At 66.6% G+C, this 15659-nt stretch carries 8 protein-coding genes; 2 read left to right on the forward strand and 6 right to left on the reverse strand.

Annotation, left to right across the window (positions count from 1 at the left end; all coding sequences use genetic code 11):
• Nucleotides 1-33 precede the first annotated feature (33 nt).
• Nucleotides 34-3213, forward strand: a complete 3180-nt coding sequence (locus LQT98_RS20400; RefSeq protein WP_231464751.1) for a bifunctional diguanylate cyclase/phosphodiesterase — start codon at nucleotides 34-36, stop codon at nucleotides 3211-3213.
• 37 nt (nucleotides 3214-3250) lie between these two features.
• Here the strand turns inward: LQT98_RS20400 and LQT98_RS20405 are convergent, their stop codons facing one another.
• A complete protein-coding gene (locus LQT98_RS20405) occupies nucleotides 3251-4552 on the reverse strand; it encodes an MFS transporter (protein WP_231464753.1) in 1302 nt (433 codons plus the stop codon).
• Entirely contained in the window at nucleotides 4549-5739 is a 1191-nt protein-coding gene (locus tag LQT98_RS20410) for a M20 aminoacylase family protein (protein ID WP_231464756.1), read from the reverse strand. The genes LQT98_RS20405 and LQT98_RS20410 overlap by 4 nt, the downstream gene beginning before the upstream one ends.
• 171 nt (nucleotides 5740-5910) lie before the next feature.
• On the opposite strand from LQT98_RS20410, the gene LQT98_RS20415 reads away from it, so the two are divergent.
• Nucleotides 5911-6861, forward strand: coding sequence for a LysR family transcriptional regulator (locus tag LQT98_RS20415; protein ID WP_231464758.1), 951 nt, complete (start codon nucleotides 5911-5913; stop codon nucleotides 6859-6861).
• Nucleotides 6862-6878: 17 nt separating this feature from the next.
• Here LQT98_RS20415 and LQT98_RS20420 read toward each other — a convergent pair whose 3' ends face one another.
• The 4 genes from LQT98_RS20420 to LQT98_RS20435 all read right to left on the reverse strand — a co-directional run.
• The gene (locus LQT98_RS20420) at nucleotides 6879-10691 is read right to left on the reverse strand and encodes a translocation/assembly module TamB domain-containing protein (RefSeq protein ID WP_231464761.1); all 3813 of its coding nucleotides are present in this window, start codon (nucleotides 10689-10691) and stop codon (nucleotides 6879-6881) included.
• Nucleotides 10692-10704: 13 nt separating this feature from the next.
• Entirely contained in the window at nucleotides 10705-12447 is a 1743-nt protein-coding gene (locus tag LQT98_RS20425) for an autotransporter assembly complex protein TamA (protein WP_231464763.1), read from the reverse strand.
• Between the two features lie 314 nt (nucleotides 12448-12761).
• Nucleotides 12762-14558, reverse strand: coding sequence for a dihydrolipoyl dehydrogenase (gene lpdA, locus LQT98_RS20430; RefSeq protein ID WP_048407956.1), 1797 nt, complete (start codon nucleotides 14556-14558; stop codon nucleotides 12762-12764).
• Nucleotides 14559-14692: 134 nt separating this feature from the next.
• The coding region (locus tag LQT98_RS20435; RefSeq protein ID WP_231464765.1) for a 2-oxo acid dehydrogenase subunit E2 at nucleotides 14693-15659 on the reverse strand (967 nt) is incomplete at its 5' end.

Below are 15659 nucleotides of genomic sequence, written 5' to 3' on the forward strand. Positions count from 1 at the left end.
CTGGCGGGTCCATCGAGCGATAACGACAAAAAAATGGAGTTGAACCAGGCCAAGCTGTCCCGTTTGCAATTGTTTGGCACGCTCGCCATTGTGTTCATGCTGGCGCTGACGCTGTCCAGCTATTTCCTGTTGACCAGTTGGAACGACTTCCAGGCCCGCCAGCACACCATACGCCAGGACGCTTACGCGCGCGCGCGCGACTATCTGCGCTCCTACGCCGACCACGCCGCGCAAACCCTGTCCGCGCTGCGCGAACGCACCAACGACACCCTGAAGCAAAGACTGCGCGAGCAGGTGGACCAGGCCTGGACGCTGGCCGACGCCATCTGGCGCCAGGAACGCCTGCGCCGGCCGCCGCGCCAGGTGCAGCGCCTGATCGTGGAGGCCTTGCGGCCGCTGCGCTACTTCGACGGCCGCGGCTATTTTTTCATCGACGGCCTGGACGGCAGCTGCGTGCTGCTGCCCACCGCGCCACAGTTGGAAGGCGGTTCGCTGCTGGCCAACCGCGACGACCAGGGCCGCTACATCATGCGCGCGCTGATCGAATCGGTGGCCAACGAACAGCGCCGCGGCTTCAGCTCCTATCGCTGGTACCAGCCCGGCAGCGGCGAGATGAGCGAGAAAGTGGCCTATGCGCGCCGCTTCCAGCCCTATGACTGGCTGATTGGCAGCGGCGAATACCTGAACAATGTCGAGGCCGACATGCAGAAGCAGGGTCTGGAAATGCTGGCACGCATGCGCTTCGGCCACGACAGCGGCGACTTCATGATCATCGATCACCGCGGCGTGATCCTGCTGGACCCGGCCAATCCGACAATGAACGGCAAGCATTATTCGACCCTGCCCGGCGCCGACCGCGGCCGCATCGCCGAACTGATGCGCCGCGGCAAGCAAGGCGGCTTCATGGAATACCTGATCAGCAGCCTGGACGCGCCGCAGGGCGAACGCTATCTGTCCTATGCGCGCCAGTTGCCCGGCTGGGACTGGACCCTGGTGGCCAGCCTGCATGTGCAGTCAATAGAAGACAGCAGCCAGCGCGCGCGCCAGGAACTGGAGCGCAGCCTGCGCGAGCGCATCGCCGCCACCCTGCTGCTGACCCTGGTGGCCTTGCTCAGCGCCGGCGGTTTCTGCTGGTGCTTCCTGCGCTGGCTCAATGTGCTGGTGCAGCGCTATCGCCAGGACCTGGAACAAAGCCACCACTCGCTGGAACAGCGCTCGCGCGATCTGCGCCTCAGCCACTTCATGGTGGACAACGCCACCGACCTGATCGCGCTGCGCGACGCCGGCGGCGCCATCGTCTACTGCAATCAGGCGGCGCGCCAGCGGCTGGACTGCGGCTGCGACGCCGAGGAGCTGACCCGCGCGCTGTTCCGCCTGCCGGCCGGCGAACTGCCACGGACCTTCGAGACCAAGCTGCAGTGCTGCGGCGAAACCCAGTACCTGGAAGTCACCGTCAACCAGTTGGGCTATCAGGGCGAAGACTATCTGTGCGCCACCGGCCGCGACATCACCGCGCGCCGCCAGACCGACCGCCAGCTGCGGCTGGCCGCCAAGGTGTTCGAATCCAGCAATGAAGCCATCCTGGTCACCGACCCGGACAATCGCATCCTGGCGGTCAACCGCGCCTTCTGCGCGATCACCGGCTACGAGGAGGCCGAAGCGCTGGGCCAGACCCCGGCCCTGCTCGCCTCCGGCCGCCACGATCCGGCCTTCTTCGAAAACATGTGGCAGCAGCTGCGCCAGCGCGGCCAGTGGTCCGGCGAGATCTGGAACCGCCGCAAGAACGGCGACATCTTCCCGGAATGGCTGAACATCAGCGTGTTGCTGAACGAGCAGGGTGAGATCAGCCATTACGTGGCGCTGTTCACCGATATATCCGAGCGCAAGGAGCAGGAGGCGCGGGTACAGCATCTGGCGGAATACGACGCGCTGACCGATCTGCCCAATCGCGTGCTGATCAACGACCGGCTGCAGCAGGCGATCCGCCAGGCCGAACTGCGCCAGGGACAGTTGGCGGTATTGTTCGTCGATCTGGACCACTTCAAGAACATCAACGACACCCTGGGCCACAGCCTGGGCGACGAGCTGCTGAAACAGGCGGCCAGCCGCCTGGGCGCCGCGGTGGGCGCGCTGGACACCGTCGGCCGCACCGGCGGCGACGAATTCGTGCTGATCCTACCCGCCATCGACCAGCCCGGCGAGGCCGCGCAAGTGGCCGAGCGGGTGCTGGCCGCGATGCAGCAGCCGTTCGAACTCGGCTCCCACCAGCTCAGCGTCAGCTGCAGCATAGGCATCAGCCTGATGCCGGACGACGGCCGCGACATCCAAAACCTGCTGATGAACGCCGACCTGGCGATGTACCACGCCAAGGCGCACGGTCGCAGCACCTTCCGCTTCTACACCCGGGAAATGAATGTGGAAGTGGCGGAGCGGCTGCACCTGGAAACCCGGCTGCGCCGCGCCATCGAGCACGGCGAGCTCTACCTGGTCTACCAGCCGCAATTCAATATGAGCGGCGAGCGCCTGCTGGGCTGCGAGGCGCTGGTGCGCTGGCGCGATCCGGAACACGGCCTGATCATGCCCTCGCGCTTCATCCCCATCGCCGAGGACACCGGCCTGGTGGTGCCGCTGGGGCGCTGGGTGCTGCGCGAGGCCTGCCGCCAGGCGGCGCAATGGTATGAAAGCGGCCTGCGCCCGGTGCGCATGGCGGTCAATGTCTCGGCGCGGCAGTTGACGCGGCCGGACTTCGTCGACGATGTGCGCGACGCGCTGCAGGCCAGCGGCCTACCCGGCTACTGCCTGGAAGTCGAAGTCACCGAGAGCACGCTGATGGAAGACGCCGACTTCGCCGCGCGCCAGTTGGCGGTGATCAAGGCGATGGGGGTGCGGCTGTCGATAGACGACTTCGGCACCGGCTATTCCAGCCTGGCCTATCTGAAGCGCTTCGCGCCGGACACCATCAAGATTGACCGCTCCTTCATCATCGACCTGCCGCAGGACGAGGAAAACGCCGCCATCGTCTCCGCCATCGTGCACCTGGCCAACGCGCTGGGCATGGACACCCTGGCCGAGGGCGTCGAGCATCCGCAGCAACAGGCCTATCTGGGCAAGCTCGGCTGCTCGGCGATGCAGGGCTATCTGCTGGGCGCGCCGCTGTCGGCGGAAGCGATGGAGCAGCGCATGGACACGCTGCGCCAGCGGCTGTCGGTGTGACGCCGGCCCGGCCTCACACCGGGCCAGCAGCCCAAGCTCAATCCAGCGGCCGGTTCGCCGTCTCCGGCACCATCTTCAGGCCTATCAGCGACACCAGCATGCACAGCACCGCGTACAGCGCCGGCGCATTGGGGTTGCCGGTCAGCTTGATCAGGCCGGCGGCGAAGAACTGGGCGAAACCGCCGAAAATCATCACGCCCACGCAATAGACGATGGACATGCCGCTGGCGCGGATGCGGCGCGGAAACAACTCCGGCAACACCGCGATGCTGGGCACCGAGGTCAGCACCAGCGGCACCGTCAGCAGCGCCACCACCAAGAGCAGCACCGGCCAGCTGGGCACGGCGTTGACCAGCATGAAGCCGGGATAGATCAGCAGCAGCAGGACCAGCCGCGGCCACAGGATGGATGGACGCCGGCCAATACGGTCGCTCCAGCGTCCGGCCGCCACCGACAACAGCACCTGCAGCAAGGCCGCGGTCGACGCCGCCCAGATCGCCACCGCCAGCGGCATGCCCAACACCGTCACCGCGTGGTTGGCCAGGTAGTGGCCGACGATGAAGGTGGGCGCGGTGCCGCCTATGGTCAGCAATACCCCGGCCAGCAACTCCCTCCAATGCTGGCGCAGCAAGACGCCAGCCGGCTCGGCCGTCGCCGCCGCCTGCGGCGCCACCGCGATGGCGGCGGTTTCGTCCAGCTGGCTGCGGATATACTCGCCCACCGGAATCGCCAGCACCCCGATGGCGAACACCAGCCGCCAGCCCCAAGCGTCCATCGCCGCCGCCGGCAGCAGTCCGCTCAACATGCTCACCACCAAGGTGCCGGCCAGCACCCCCAGCCCCTGGCTGAACAACTGCCAGCTGCAGTAGTAGCCGCGCGACTTGTCGTCGGCGTACTCCATCAGCATCGAGGTGGCCGCGCCCACCTGGCCGCCGACGGCGAAGCCCTGCACCAGCCGCCCCAGCACCACCAGCGCCGGCCCAAACAGGCCGGCCTGAGCATAGGTGGGCGCCACCACGAACAGCAGCGAGCCTATCGCCATCAGCCACAAGCTCAGCCGCAGCGCCGGCTTGCGGCCCTTGCGGTCCGCGTACAGGCCGATGACGATGCCGCCTATCGGCCGGCTGACGAAGCCAGTGCCGAATACCGCGAAGGACAGCATCAGCTGCAGCAACGGCTCGTCGCTGAACGGGAAGAACAAACGCCCCATCAAGGTGGCCAGCGCGCTGTAGACGATGAAGTCGTAGAACTCCAGCGCATTGCCCACGGTGATGGCGGTGATCGCGCGGCGGCTGGGCGCGGCCGGACGCGCGGCCAGCGTCGCTTCGGCCGCCGTCATTGCCCGCCCTCCGCTGCGCCCAGATAATGCTCCACCAGCCGGACCCAATAGCTGGCGCCCAAGGGCAGGATCTGGTCGTTGAAGTCATAGCCGGGGTTGTGCACCATGCAGCCGCCCTCGCCGTCGCCATTGCCTATGATCAGGTAGCAGCCCGGCACCTGCTCCAGCCAGAAGGCAAAATCCTCGCTGCCGGTCAGCGGCGGCATCTCCGCCACCAGCCCATCCTCGCCCAGCCAGTCCAGCGCCACCTGCCGCGCCAGCGCGGTGGCGGCCGCATCGTTGACCAGCACCGGGTAGCCAAGCTGGTAATCCACTTCCGCCCGCGCGCCGAAACCGGCAGCCTGAGCCTCGGCCAGCGTCTCGATGCGCCGGCGCAGCAGCGCGCGCACCTCGGGATTCAAGGCGCGGATGCTCAAGCGCATTTCGGCGCTGTGCGGAATCACGTTCGGCGCCTCCCCGGCCAGGATGGCTCCCACCGTCACCACCGCCATGTCCAGCGGCGACACATTGCGCGCCACCACGCTTTGCAGCGCCATCACCAGCGACGCGGCCACCACCACCGGGTCCACCGCCTTGTGCGGCACCGCGCCATGGCCGCCGGTGGCCTGGATGCGGATCAGCGCGGTATCGGTGGAAGCCATGAAGGGGCCGGGACGAAAGCCCAGCTGGCCAGCCGGAAAACCCGGCATATTGTGCATCGCGAAGATGGCGTCGCAGGGAAACAGCCGGAACAGGCCGTCGTCCAGCATGCGCTTGGCGCCGGAGCCGCCATGGCCCTCCTCCGCCGGCTGGAATATCAGATGCACCGTGCCGCGCCAGGATTCGCGCCGCGCCAGCTCGCAGGCCGCCGCCAGCAGCATCGCGGTATGGCCATCGTGGCCGCAGGCGTGCATTTTTCCATCCACGCGGCTGGCCCAGGGCAGGCCGGTGGCCTCGTGTATCGGCAGCGCGTCCATATCGGCGCGCAGACCTATCGTTGGCCCCTCACCGCGACGCAGGGTGCCGACCACGCCAGTCAGGCCCAGTCCTTCATGGATCTCGTAGCCGCAATCGCGCAGGCAATGGATCACGCGGCGGCGGGTTTCCACCTCTTCGAAGCCCAGCTCGGGATGGGCGTGGATATCGTGGCGCAGCGCTATCATCGCCGGGGCGATGTCGCGAATGCCGGGCAGGACGCGGTCGTTCATGGCGTGGTCTCCTTGGTAGGTATTTACGGCTTGCCGCACACTGTCGCGGCGACCGAAAACCAAGGCGACGCCGCGACAGCGACGACGGACAAGACTAGACGCAATACTTAATAGGTGAATAGATGTGAAAAAGTGATCGAGAACACTTTTGGTTGTCGACAGGGAGGAGAGATGAAGCTGCAACAATTACAAGCGCTGATCGCGCTGGCCGACGGCGGCGGCATCCGCGCCGCCGCGCGCATGCTGGGCCTGTCCCAGGCCGCCGTCAGCAAGGCCTTGCGCGAACTGGAGGCAGACCAACAGCTGCCCTTGCTGCAACGTCACGCCAGCGGCGCGCGGCTGACCGAACCCGGTCAGGCGCTGCTGACCCATGCGCGCCAGATCTCGACGCAGATCGAGCGCGCTCGCGATGAGATGGACGCGCTGCGCGGCCGGCACGACGCCAGGCTATGCATAGGCGTCACACCCTGGCTGGCGCGCACCCTGCTGCCGGAAGTGGTGTTGCAATTCCGCCAACGGCTGCCGTCGATACGGCTGGAGCTGTTCGAAGCCCTGCAGGCGGTGGCGCTGCCGCGGCTGCGCGACGGCCAGATGGACTGCGCGATCGGCCCATTGCCCGGCGACCTGTCCAATCAGGAGTTTCACTGGCAGCCGCTGTTCAGCCACGCCTGCCAGGTCATCGCCCGCCACGGCCACCCGGCGTTGCGCGCGCAGTCCTTGGCCGAGTTGCTGGAACAGGATTGGGTGGTCAATTACAGCCCGGCCAGTTATCGCCAGGTGCTGAACGCGCTGTTCGCCCGCCATGGCCTGAACATCGCGCCGGAACGGCTGGTCTGCGCACAGTCGGTCGCGCTGCTGGCCGGCCTGGTGCAGGCCGGCATGCTCAGCTACGGCCCGGAGCCGCTGCTATTGTGTCCGGACTTCGCCGGCAAGGCGCAGGCCTTGCCGCTGCGGGAACGGCTGGAGGACATCACCATAGGGGTGATCGGCCGCCAGGGACGCGTTCATGGCTATGCCGCCAGCTGTTTCATCGCCTGTCTGCAGCAGACGCTGCGCCAGCGCATGCGCTCGGCTCGGCCGGAGGACCGGGCCTTGGCGCGGATGCTGACGCTGCGGTTTTAAAGCCCGCCGCGGCGCGCTCAATCGAAACGCAGGGTGTAACGCGATTCCACCGAGGCGTCGGTGCCGGCCCGCATCACCACCGACCAGCCCTTGCTCAGCTGGTACACCATCTTCACCGCCTGATTGGCGCTGGTCACGCCGTACTCATAGCCCAGGTAGAGCTCGCGGGTCAGTTGACGGCCCACCGTCACCACCTGCTCCGCCGGGCTCACCGTGCCGTTGGCCAGCGTCTTTTCCTTGCGGCTGGACACGCCCAGGTCGTCGAACAGGCCGATCTGATCATTCAGCGAACCGGCCAGCATCATGCCCGCGGACGCCGCCAGATCGTTGTCGTCGCGATCGCCGCTCGCCGCCCGGCCCAGCACCAGCCAGGCCAGCTTGTCCTTCTCCGACATCGGCTCGTCGGCGACCAGCCGCACCTTGGGCATGGACACCGAGCCGCTGACTTCCACCCCGGCGCCCACCGGCGACAGCCGGCGCTTGGCGCGCACATTCAGCAAGGGATTGTCCAAGGGACCATTGAAGGTGATGGCGCCGTACTCGATGTCCAAGTCCTGGCCATAGGCCTTGTAGCGGCCCTTGACCACGCGCACCTGGCCCTTGGCGCCCGGCGCTTCGCCGGGATTGGCGCTGACGCGCACCGAGCCGGTCAGGTCCACGTTCAGGCCCTGGCCGGAGAAGCGGAAGCGGTCGCCCAGGTCCAGATCCAGCGCCACCGTCAGCGGCATGCTGGCGAAGGCCGACGGCTCCGGCTCCGGCCGGCCCTTGACCAACACATCGTCGCCCAGGCTGGGCGCGCCGAACTTGGGCAGACCGATGCGGCCCTGGTCGGCGCGGATATGACCGGTCAGCGACAATTTTCCGGCCACCATCGCCAGCTCGGTGCGGCCGGACACCACCAGGCGGCGGTTGGGCCGGTCGAACACGCCGAACTTGCGCAACTCCACCGCCACGCGTGCGTCCGGGGTATCACCGCTGAGATCCAGCGCGCCGCTGGCCGCCACCTCGCCTTCACCACCGGCGAAACGCAAGCGCTCCAGCACCAGCTTGCGGCCGTCCAGCCGCGCCAGCAGGCTGCCGTCACCCAGGCGGATGCCGGTGCGGCGGTCGGCCAGCAAGAGCTTGTCCCCGCGTATCGTTCCCTGCGCCATAGGCTGGCTCAGCGCGCCGGTCAGCGCCATATTGGCGCTGATCTGACCGCCCAGTTCCAGCGAGGGGCCGGCGAAACTGGCCAGCGTCGCCAGCGAGGGCACGCTGGCGCTGACCGTGGCGTTGAGCGGGGTCTTGGCGTCGATGGCGCCGCCGTTCCACGGCATCGAGCCCTTGCCCTGCAACTGGGCGTAGCGGCTGTCCAGATTCAGGTCGAACAAGGCGCGGCCGCCGTCCAGCGTCAGGGTGGCGACCGCGGTCTTCAGACCGAGCGCCACGCCCTTGCCCTTGTCGCCCGGCAGTTGCACATCGCCGCCGGCGCGGCGCAGCACGAACTGGCCCTTGGCATTGGCCGCCAGATTCAGGTTCCAGTCGGAATCGAAACTCAGGTCCTGCTTCAGCGGCAGGCTGAGCAAGGGGCCCAGTTCCGCCAGCCGCAGGCCGCGCGCCGAGCCGCGGGTGCTGAGCGCGCCGTTGGCGCCGCGATTGAGCTCGGCCAGCGTGATGCTGCCGCCCAGCGCCGCCAATCGGGCATTGCCCACCTTGATCTGCTCGCCCAGTTCCAGCGCCACCGGCGCCAGCAGGCTGAGGCCGGGCCGGCCGTTCAATTCCAGTTTGCTCAGGGTGCCGGCCCAGGGGCCGGCCTCGCCGCGCAGGCCGCCGTTGGCCGCCAGTTGCAGCGCATACGGATGATCTGCCAGGCGGAAACGGCCATCCAGCTGCAAGCCGTGGCGCGCGCGGGTGCCGCTGGCGCTGGCACGCAGCTGCTCGGCGCGGAAACCGCCGGCCTGCAGCGCCGCCACATCCAGCTTGAGCTGGAACGGGCTGTTCTGGTCGGCCTTGACGTTGCCGCTGAACTGCAGGCTTTGCAGCGCGATATTCCCAGGCAGCCTGAGCCGGTCCGCTTGCAGATTGGCGCTGATCAGCGGCGCCTTGGGCGTGCCGGCCAGTTCGCCCTGACCCTTGATCACGCCGGAGAAGCCGGGACCGATCAGGCCGAGATTGGGCGCGTAGATCAAGAGCTTAAGCTTGTCGCCGATGGCGCCGTAAGCACCATTGGCCTGCAGCCGGTTCTGCGCCAGCCTCAGATCGGCGCTGAGCGACTTCAGCCGCTCGCCTTGCAGCAGCACATCGGCGCCGCCGCTGAGCGGCGCGCCGGATAGCTTGCTGGGCGCGAATTGCAGCTTGGCCGCCACGCTCAGCGGGCTGGCCAGTTGGCCCTTGGCCTGCAGGCTGGCGTTGAGATCGCCGCTGGGCAGGCCGGGCTTGAACTTGGACGGATCGGCGCGGTTGAGCTTGCCGCTGAAATCGAATAGCTGCTTGCCATCCAGGCCCAGCTGGCCGGCCAGCGTCAGGGTGCCAACGCCGGCGGTCAATTCCGCTTGCCGGATCAGCAGCGCCGCATGCGGCGCCGGCGCGAAACCGACATCGGCCTTGGCCTGCAAGGTCTTGCCCTTGAGCTGGGCGATGATGTTCGGACCAGCGAGCGGGCCTTCCAGCGTCACCCGGCCGTCCAGGCGATCATCCGGCGCGCTGGCGTGCAATTGCCGCAGCCCCAGCTTGGAAATGTCCAGCGCCAGCTTGAGCTGGTCCGGCCGCACCTGGCCGGCCAGGCCGATTTCACCGTCGGCGATCCGCGCATGGGTGTTGAACAGTTCCAGCGCCTTGTCATCGGCGCGGAATTCGCCGGCCAGCAAGGACAGCGGCAGCTTTTGCTCGGACAGGGGACCTGCCTGCTCGTTGAGCAGGGTCAGGCCGCCCTTGACGCGCTGGCCGGCGTCCGGCTCGGCGAACACCGCCAGGCTAAGCTTGGCGCGCGGCCATTCCGGCAGGATGGCCTGCGGATTAATGCCGGCCATGCGCGCGTCCAGCCGGGTGAAACTGTTGAAGGGATTGCTGGCGAAGGGCAGCAGACCGCCCTTGACGTCGGCCACCAGGCCCTTGCCGGCCAACTCGCCGTCAAAGCTCAGCTGCAACAGACTGCCGCCCAGCACCAGCTTGGCCTGGTAGGGAATCTTGTCCAATTCGCCGCCGGCGCTGAGCTTGCCTTGCAGCGCGAAGGGCTTGGCGTCGGCCAATTGCAGCGCCGCCTCGGCCTCGCCCCAGGGCGAGCCCAGGCGCTTGAGCTTGAGATCATGGCGCCGGCCGTCATAGACATAGCCGGCTTCCAGGCCGTACAGCCGCAGCTTGGCCGGCTCCAGCGTCAGGCTGGCGACGCTGAGCTTGTCCAGGCGGATGGACAGGGGCAAGGCCAGCGATTCCGGCGCGCCGCCGGGCGGCGTGGCCGGCGTCGGCTTGACCGCCACCTTGACATGGCCCACCGCCAACTGCCGCAGCCACAGCTGGCGCTGCCACAGCGCGCTTGGGTTCCAGTCCAGTTGCACAGATTCGATGTCGACATCGCTGCCGGCGCTGCGCACGCGCACATCGCTCAACTTGAAGCCGTCCCACAGCGTGCCTTCGGCCTGCTTGACGCTGACGGCGTTGCCGCTAAGGCCGCCCAAGGACTGCATCAGCCAGGCGAAGCCGGCGCGGCTGGCGGTCAGCCAGGCGCTGGCGGCCAGCAACAGCGCGATCAGCAACAAGGGCAGCCACAGCAGCCAGCGCCAGCGGCGACGCTTGGGCGCGGCCGGCGGCGGCGGCGCGGTGTCGGGTGTTTGGGGAGTGTCGGTTGCGCTCATGAATGCATTCGAATCAGAAGGCCAGGCCCAGGCTGAGGTTCCAGCGTATCTTGCCGTCGCGCTCGGCCTTGGCGAAGTCGAAGGACAGCGGCGCCACCGGGCTCATCCAGCGCAGGCCGACGCCGTTGGCGCGCTCCACCTGGAAGCCCTTCCAGCTCTGGCTGGCGTTACCGGCGTCGGTGAACAGCGCCAGATACCAGTCCGGCTTGATCGGGATTTGATATTCCAGGCTGCCGGTGGCCACCACGCGGCCGCCCAGCACCGAGCCATTGGGGCCGGGCAGGCCCAGGCTTTGGTAATCGTAGCCGCGCACGCTGTTGGCGCCGCCGGCGCGGAACAGAATGGAGGATGGCACCGCGTCCTGATCGCTGGCCCATACCTGGCCCAGTTCCAGCCGGCCGACAAAGGTGCCGTACTTGGGGAAGGGCGACCAATAACCGACGGTGCGGGCATAGCCGCGCACATAGGAGGTGGAGGACAAGGCGCTGCCGACGGTGCCGGAAAGCTGGAAGTCCAGCAGCACGCCGGAGCGCGGCCGCATCAAATCGTCCACCGCGCGCTGGGTCCAGCCGTAGACCAGCTGCAAGGCGCGGGTGTCCTTATTCGACACGCCGCCGGCCTCCTCGCTTTCCAGCAGGTATTGCAGGCCCAGGCGCGCCTCGATATTGCCGCGAGTACGGGTGCGCCAGCCGCCGACATCGCTGCTGCGGGTTTTCAGGCCCTGGATATCGTCGGTCTTGAAGGCGCTGGTGATGGAATGGGAATAGCCGTCGGACTGGCGCGGAAACCCCAGGCCCAGCGACAGCGATTGCTGGTTTTTCTTCCAGCTGGTCACCAGCGAACCGGTATAGCCGCGGCGGAAGATATTGTAGTGGTCGTAGCCGACACGCACGCCGGGGCCGTCGCCGGAGTCGTAGATCAGACCCAGTTCCAGCTTCTGGCGCGGCATTTCGGTGACGTCCACCTCCACCGGCACCTGCTGGGTATCCGGATCGATCTGCGCCAGGTCGGCGCTGACCACCACATTGGAGAAGTGCGGCGCCTGCTCCAGCGCCGACTGGTAGTCGAAAATTTTCTTCAACTGATAAGGCGAGCCAGCGGAGAAATCGGCCAGGCCGGTGGCGATTTTCTCCGGATAGCGCTTCATGCCCTTGACGTGGATGTCGCCGAAACGGACCAGCGGGCCGCTGTCGATCTCCACCTCCAGCGTCGCGCGGCGAGTGGCCGGATCGATGGCGGCCTGGCTTTTGCTGATATGCGCCTTGGGGAAGCGATCGGCGGTGATCAAGCGCATCACCGCGCGCTTGCTGCTATCCCAATCGGACTGGCGATAAGGCGCGCCCATGGGCAGCGACCAGGCCTCCAGCACCGCCGCGTAGCGCTGCTGGAAATCGCCCTCAGCGCGGATAGGCCCGTTCAGGCGGATGGTGACATCCTCGATCAAGGCCGGCTCGCCGGGCTTGACCTCGACCACGTAGCGCCGGGCGCTCTCTTCGCGCACATTGACGCGCGCGTCGAAATAGCCCTCGGTCTCCAGCAGCTTGCGCGCGTCCTCCGGGGTGCTGCGCAGCAATTCGGTCAACAGCGTCTCGTCCATTTCTTCTTCCAGACGGCTGGTGACCAATTCCAGATTGTCTTGCAGCAAGCCGGACAGGCCGGAAGGCGCGTCTATGCGCACGCTGTAGTCGAGCTTGGCCCAGGCGGACGTCGCCATCAGCAATAAGATCAATGAAATAAGCAGGCGGGAGCTTGGCATGGTCCGATTCGTTTGGTGTCGAGGCCATGGTAACGAAACTTGCGGCGGCTGGCGAGAAGCGGCTGGGCGGCTTCAAAATCGCACAGCCCAATCCGGGCGTTCTTAAACCAAAAGCTTAATTTACATTCAATTATAATTCATATCCGCAAGCGGCAGCCATCCATTTTTCTCATAGCCGACCACCCACGCGCGCCATCAGGCGCAAGGCGGTGAGACCAGCGGGATAGCTAATAGTTTTGCCGCCCATCATTTAAAACGATGCGCATAAAAAAGGGCAGACCCGGAGGCCTGCCCTATTTCCTGCCCTGCCGCGCTTACTTCTTGCGCTGCGGCGGCAAGTCGGTGCAAGTGCCGTGCGCCACTTCCGCCGCCATGCCGATGGACTCGCCCATGGTCGGGTGCGGGTGGATGGTCTTGCCGATGTCGGTGGCGTCGCAACCCATTTCGATGGCCAGGCAGACTTCGCCTATCATGTCGCCCGCATGCGGGCCGACGATGCCGCCGCCGATGATCTGGTGGCTTTCGGCATCGAAGATCAGCTTGGTGAAACCTTCGTCGCGGCCATTGGCGATCGCGCGGCCGGAGGCGGCCCACGGGAACACGCCCTTCTCGATCTTCAGGCCCTGCTTCTTGGCTTCGTCCTCGGTGACGCCGACCCAAGCCACTTCCGGATCGGTGTAGGCCACGCCCGGGATCACGCGCGCGTCGAAGTAGGACTTCTGGCCGGCGCAGTTCTCCGCCGCCACATGGCCTTCATGCACGCCCTTGTGCGCCAGCATAGGCTGGCCGACGATGTCGCCGATGGCGAAGATGTGCGGCACATTGGTGCGCTGCTGCTTGTCCACCGGGATGAAACCGCGGTCGGTCACCGCGATGCCGGCGTTCTCGGCGCCCAACAGCTTGCCGTTCGGCGCGCGGCCGGTGGCGTACAGCACCAGGTCGTAGCGCTGCGGCTCTTTCGGCGCTTGATCGCCCTCGAAAGTCACCCACACGCCGTCGTCCTTGGGCTCCACCGCCACGGTCTTGGTGTTGAGCATGATGTTGTCGAAACGGTGGGCGTTCCACTTCTGCCACACTTTGACCAGGTCGCGGTCCGCACCCTGCATCAGGCCGTCCATCATTTCCACCACGTCCAGGCGCGCGCCCAGCGTGGAATAGACTGTGCCCATTTCCAGGCCGATGATGCCGCCACCGATGATCAGCATGCGATTGGCCACGCCCTTCAGTTCCAGCGCGCCGGTGGAGTCCACCACGCGCGGATCGTCCGGAATGAACGGCAGCTTCACCACGCGGGAACCGGCGGCGATGATGGCGTTCTTGAATTTGATGATCTTCTTCTCGCCACTCTCTTCACGGCCCTTGCCGGTGGTCAGCGAGACTTCGATATGGTGCGGATCGATGAAATGACCATTGCCGCGCACGATGTCCACCTTGCGCGCCTTGGCCATGCCGCCCAGGCCGCCGGTCAGCTTGGCGATGACCTTTTCCTTGTAGCCGCGCAGCATGTCGATGTCCACTTCCGGCTTGCCGAACTTGATGCCGTTGGCGGCCAGGTGGCTGACTTCGTCGATCACCGCCGCATTGTGCAGCAGCGCCTTGGACGGGATGCAGCCCACGTTCAGGCACACGCCGCCCAGGGTGGCGTAACGCTCGACGATGACCACTTTCAGGCCCAGGTCGGCCGCGCGGAAGGCGGCGGAATAACCGCCGGGGCCGCCGCCCAGCACCATCACATCGCACTCGATGTCGGCGCCGCCGCCATGGCTGGCGGCGACCGGAGCGGCTTGCGGCGCGAAGCCGGCCTGGGTGGTGGCAGACGCGACGCCGGTGGTTTCCACCGGCTTCACTTCAGCCGGAGCCGCGGCGGCGCCAGCGGCTTCAATCACCACGATCAGATCGCCTTCGGACACTTTGCTGCCCACGGCGACGCGCACCTCCTTGACGGTGCCGGCGGCTTCCGCCGGCACTTCCATCGTGGCCTTGTCGGTTTCCAGCGTGATCAGGCTGGCTTCTTTTGCGATCACATCGCCCGGCTTGACGAAGACTTCGATCACGTCCACGTTGCCGTGGCCGCCGATGTCCGGGACTTTCAATTCGATCAGATTGCTCATGGTTTTCCATCCGCAATGTTGAGCGGCCGGCGCGGAGCCGGCCGCCTCGAGTCTGGGCTGATTCTGTAGCGAGAAAGCCCGCCGCGCGGGCGTTTCCCCTACATCCTGCGACAGAAGGGCGGAACGCCCCGCGGTTACAGGATCAGACGGCGTACGTCAGTCAGCAGCTTGCCCAAATGCACGGTGAAGCGCGCGGCGGCGGCGCCATCGATCACGCGGTGATCGAAGGACAGCGACAGCGGGCACATCAGGCGCGGCGCGAATTCCTTGCCGTTCCACACCGGCTTGATCTGCGATTTGCAGACGCCGAGGATGGCCACTTCCGGCGCGTTGACGATGGGCGTGAAGCTGGTGCCGCCAATGCCGCCCAGACTGGAAATGGTGAAGGTCGCGCCCTGCATGTCGGTGGGCTTGAGCTTGCCTTCGCGCGCCAGCTTGGACAGATCGGTCAGTTCCTGCGCGATCTGGCGCAGGCCCTTCTTGTCGGCGTCCTTGATCACCGGCACTACCAGGCCGTTAGGCGTGTCGGCGGCGAAACCGATGTGGTAGTACTGCTTCAGCACCAGGTTATCGCCATCCAGCGAACTGTTGAAGTTCGGGAAGGCTTTCAGCGCTTCGGCGGCGGCCTTGATGATGAAGGCCAGCGGGCTGATCTTCAGGCCGGACTTTTCCCATTCCTTGCCCACGGTCTTGCGGAAGTCTTCCAGCTCGGTGATGTCGCACTCGTCGTTGAACGTGACGTGCGGGATCATCACCCAGTTGCGCGACAGATTGGCGCCGGAAATCTTCTGGATGCGGGACAGCGGCTTGGTTTCGATAGCTCCGAACTTGGCGAAATCGACTTTCGGCCACGGCAGCAGATCCAGACCGCCGCCGGAGGAGGCCGCGGCGGCCGGAGCCAGCGCCGCCGGGTTCTGCATCACGCCCTTGACGAAGGCTTTGACATCGGCGTCGGTGATGCGGCCCTTGCGGCCATTGCCCTTGACCTTGCCCAGGTCCACGCCCAGTTCGCGCGCCAGACGGCGCACCGACGGACCGGCGTGGGCCTTGGAGAAGGAGACTTCGTCGATGGCGGCGGCGGCGGCAGCGACCGGAGCCGGC

Source organism: Chromobacterium aquaticum (assembly GCF_021129195.1).
GTDB classification, from domain to species: domain Bacteria; phylum Pseudomonadota; class Gammaproteobacteria; order Burkholderiales; family Chromobacteriaceae; genus Chromobacterium; species Chromobacterium aquaticum.